5 protein-coding genes are annotated in these 2,941 nt (G+C 60.0%); 2 read left to right on the top strand and 3 right to left on the bottom strand.

The features are described 5' to 3' along the window. Nucleotides 1–334: 334 nt before the first annotated feature. The gene (locus AC1D00_RS34485) at nt 335–577 is read right to left on the bottom strand and encodes a cold-shock protein (RefSeq protein ID WP_477013755.1); all 243 of its coding nucleotides are present in this window, start codon (nt 575–577) and stop codon (nt 335–337) included. 329 nt (nt 578–906) lie between these two features. Here AC1D00_RS34485 and AC1D00_RS34480 point away from each other — a divergent pair, with 329 nt between their 5' ends. Beyond that, the gene (locus AC1D00_RS34480; RefSeq protein ID WP_477013754.1) at nt 907–1,173 is read left to right on the top strand and encodes a hypothetical protein; all 267 of its coding nucleotides are present in this window, start codon (nt 907–909) and stop codon (nt 1,171–1,173) included. Beyond that, complete coding sequence (locus AC1D00_RS34475; protein WP_477013753.1) at nt 1,116–1,718, top strand: aminoglycoside phosphotransferase family protein; 603 nt, start codon at nt 1,116–1,118, stop codon at nt 1,716–1,718. The genes AC1D00_RS34480 and AC1D00_RS34475 overlap by 58 nt, the downstream gene beginning before the upstream one ends. A 158-nt stretch (nt 1,719–1,876) precedes the next feature. Here AC1D00_RS34475 and AC1D00_RS34470 read toward each other — a convergent pair whose 3' ends face one another. Further along, a complete protein-coding gene (locus AC1D00_RS34470) occupies nt 1,877–2,098 on the bottom strand; it encodes a hypothetical protein (protein ID WP_477013752.1) in 222 nt (73 codons plus the stop codon). A gap of 64 nt (nt 2,099–2,162) precedes the next feature. Then, entirely contained in the window at nt 2,163–2,513 is a 351-nt protein-coding gene (locus AC1D00_RS34465; RefSeq protein WP_477013751.1) for a hypothetical protein, read from the bottom strand. Nucleotides 2,514–2,941 lie beyond the last annotated feature (428 nt).

The raw sequence follows: 2,941 nt of genomic DNA, 5'->3' as shown, positions 1-2,941 counted from the left end.
ATTGGACATAGCGTTCGGGGATGGCGGAACATGTTGCACGCCTTGGTCAGGCGGGAGCGTTACAAACTCTCAGTCACCGGTAGTTGCCGTGGTCGGCGGTGATGGAACCCACTGTGGACTGCCACTGGGCTTGGCGCTGGTCAGTATTGCTCACATGGTAAAAGAAATTAACGTGTCGTTAGTGAGTTAGGTCGCCGCTATATTCAAATTAGGGCAATTGCCCTCAACCAGGCAGGTCCGTTCCACAGCGCCGGTTCGGCGGTAGCCAGTCAGGTCCGGTCTACCCGCAACTTCGGAAATGGCCGGCGACCGCGCGGAAGAAAGCCGCGACGGTCTATCGGCTGATCAGCTGACTAGATTCCTGAGATTCCTGGATACCGACTCGCAGCTGACTGGCTGTTACCTTGCCTGCAACGGAAGCGAGCTCGTAGCTCACTCTTTGCCCTTCAATCAACGTCGAAATGCCAGCTTCCTCGACGGCGGACATATGAACGAATACATCCTTGCCTCCACCGTCGGGCCTTATGAAGCCGTAACCCTTAAACTTATTGAACCAGACTACGAAACCGTTAGCCAAAGTTCCTCCGGCATTCGCATGATCATCTATGGCGTAGAATTCAATTTCTAATCGCAACCGTGGGGTGATTGCAAGCCGGTCGCAACCTGGATCGCCGTGAGATCAGTTGTGGGTCAAAGGCTGCCTTGGCCCAGCTTGCATATCCTGTTCGGCTCACCATCGGAAAGCAGACCTCACGGCGCCATAAGCTGAGGTCAGCCACGGGCCAAAGTCGGACTTGCGTCAAACTGCGAAGGTCCTGCAGGGTGGAAAGCGATCATGCCACGACGGGGAGAGGTTCTCTTTTGCCCGCCGACAGTGTTTGCTCATCGCGGAGGGAGAACGGGCGGATGCGGGGACCACTCGGGGAGAAGATCGGCGAAGGCACCTCTGCGGACATTCATGCCTGGGCGCCCGGTCAGGTCGTGAAGCTGTTCAAGGCCGGCGTCCCGGAGCGACTGAGCCGGTGGGAAGCGCGCATGACCCGCGCGGTCTTCGCAGCCGGCGGCCCGGCGCAGGAGGTGCTCGACGAGGTCGAACTCGGGGGACGCTTCGCATCGTGCTGCCACGCCTCGACGGGCCGACCCTGCTGCAGCTCACGCGCAGGGGTGCCGTGACGTTCGGGCAAGCGGGCGCAATCCTCGCGTCCCTCTTACTGGCCGTTCACAAGACGCCGCCGCCGCCGGAGGTCATCTCCCTGCGCGACCGGATGGACGCCGCCTTAAGTCGCTCCGGTAACGTTGTTCCGAAGCACATCGCCACTGGCATCCTCGCCCTGATCGACCGCCTTCGGCCGGGGGACGAGCTGTGCCATTGCGACCTCCACACCGAGAACGTGATCATGACGGCGGATGGCCCACGTCTCATCGACTGGACCCTTGCGGTCCGCGCGCCCGCTGCTTACGACCTTGCATGCTGCCACGTCTCGTTGTCTGAGATCGCCCCTGAACGCGTCGACAATCCGCAGCGACCGCGCGCGATCAATGCGGCCGCGCAGTCTGAGTACGGGCGGCTGGCCGGCATGTCGCAAGCGACGCTGACGGCGGCGATGGAGCCTTACTTGCCAATTGCCCGCGCCCGCATCCTCCTCGGGGAGGTATTTCCTGCCCTACGGGAGTGGCTGATCCAGCGCATCGAAGTGGCCCTACGCCCGGAGGTTTGAGCCGCACGCGAACCGGAGCGGACTTTCGATGCGGCTCGTATGTCCGCTGGGGGTCAAAAGCCGCCCGAATGACACGGCCGGAGAATGTCTCCCAGTCCCCCGGAAGCGGACGTGGTGGACTTTCGCAGTCTGTTTCACCTCGCCTCTAGCGCATCCCGTCAGTGCAAAGTCTGCGCAGCAACGCGAATGCATCGCTCGATTTCGACAAGCGACTTTTCGCGATGAACTTCGCATTCCACCAGGTGCTCCTTGAGGATCATCTCGATGCGCGCGGGATCAGTCCCCGACATCGTCTGAAAATTCCGAAACTTCTCTTGCTCGTTGCGAATTGCGCGATCAAATTCCCTGCGCGCAAAGTCCAGGGCTGCTTCAATTGTCATGTTGAGTTCTTTCCGTTCCGTCCTCGCTTCACGATCAGAGTCCAACAACTCCCATCACCCGGCGTCACGCCTGTTGTGAAGACGTTGGGTGCCAGACCGAACCTTGATATGTCGTCAGGTTTCCTGGCTTGTACTGTTTCTCCGGCGCGAATATCCCGTTGTAGGAAATCTGGGGTATCTGCTCCAGCTCTGCGATGCGCTTCTCAAGTTTTGTCCGCTCTTCGCGATTGAAGGCGATCGCCGTTCGCATCTCCGTCCAAAGCGCGGCAAACATGCCCATCGTGCGGAGGTACTGGCCAAACGTGTACGCGACCGGGATATCCCTCTTATCGCCCAAGCCGTCCGAGAATTGGCACATGACGGTGTCGATGTAGCCAATGGCCGCGCGGCGAAACAGAACGTCGAGATCGTGCATGCGCCGCTGCTGTTCGTGAGGCACCGCGTGGACTTGCTCCTCGCAGAACGCCTTGTATCCTTGACGATGCTCGTCAGAAATCAAGGAAGGTCGAGCGCGCCAAGAGGATCGTGAGGAGCGATGGCACGAATTGGGAGACGCAAGACCTCAGGGAAGAAATCGCACAGCAGCTTAGCACAGCAGCGGACGGGGAGTGCCCGCGCTGCGCTTCACATGACCCAAGCTCAACGGCGCGGGAAACGCTCGGACGGCGGCGGGCGAAAGAGTTCCATTAGCTTTCTTGTGGCTTGCTAGGAGCGTGCCGACTACCGCTGATTACGGCACACGGAATGGGAATGTCGGCCCCGGCTGTTTCTCCCAACCTGCGGCTGGGGCCGATTTGAACTTTTCGCTGTATCGTTCAACCCGGTCCACAACCATGTTTAGAG

Source organism: Bradyrhizobium sp. P2_E8, from assembly GCF_056403875.1.
Note: the sequence above shows the minus strand (reverse complement) of the source record. Positions and strands in the feature narration are given on the sequence as shown.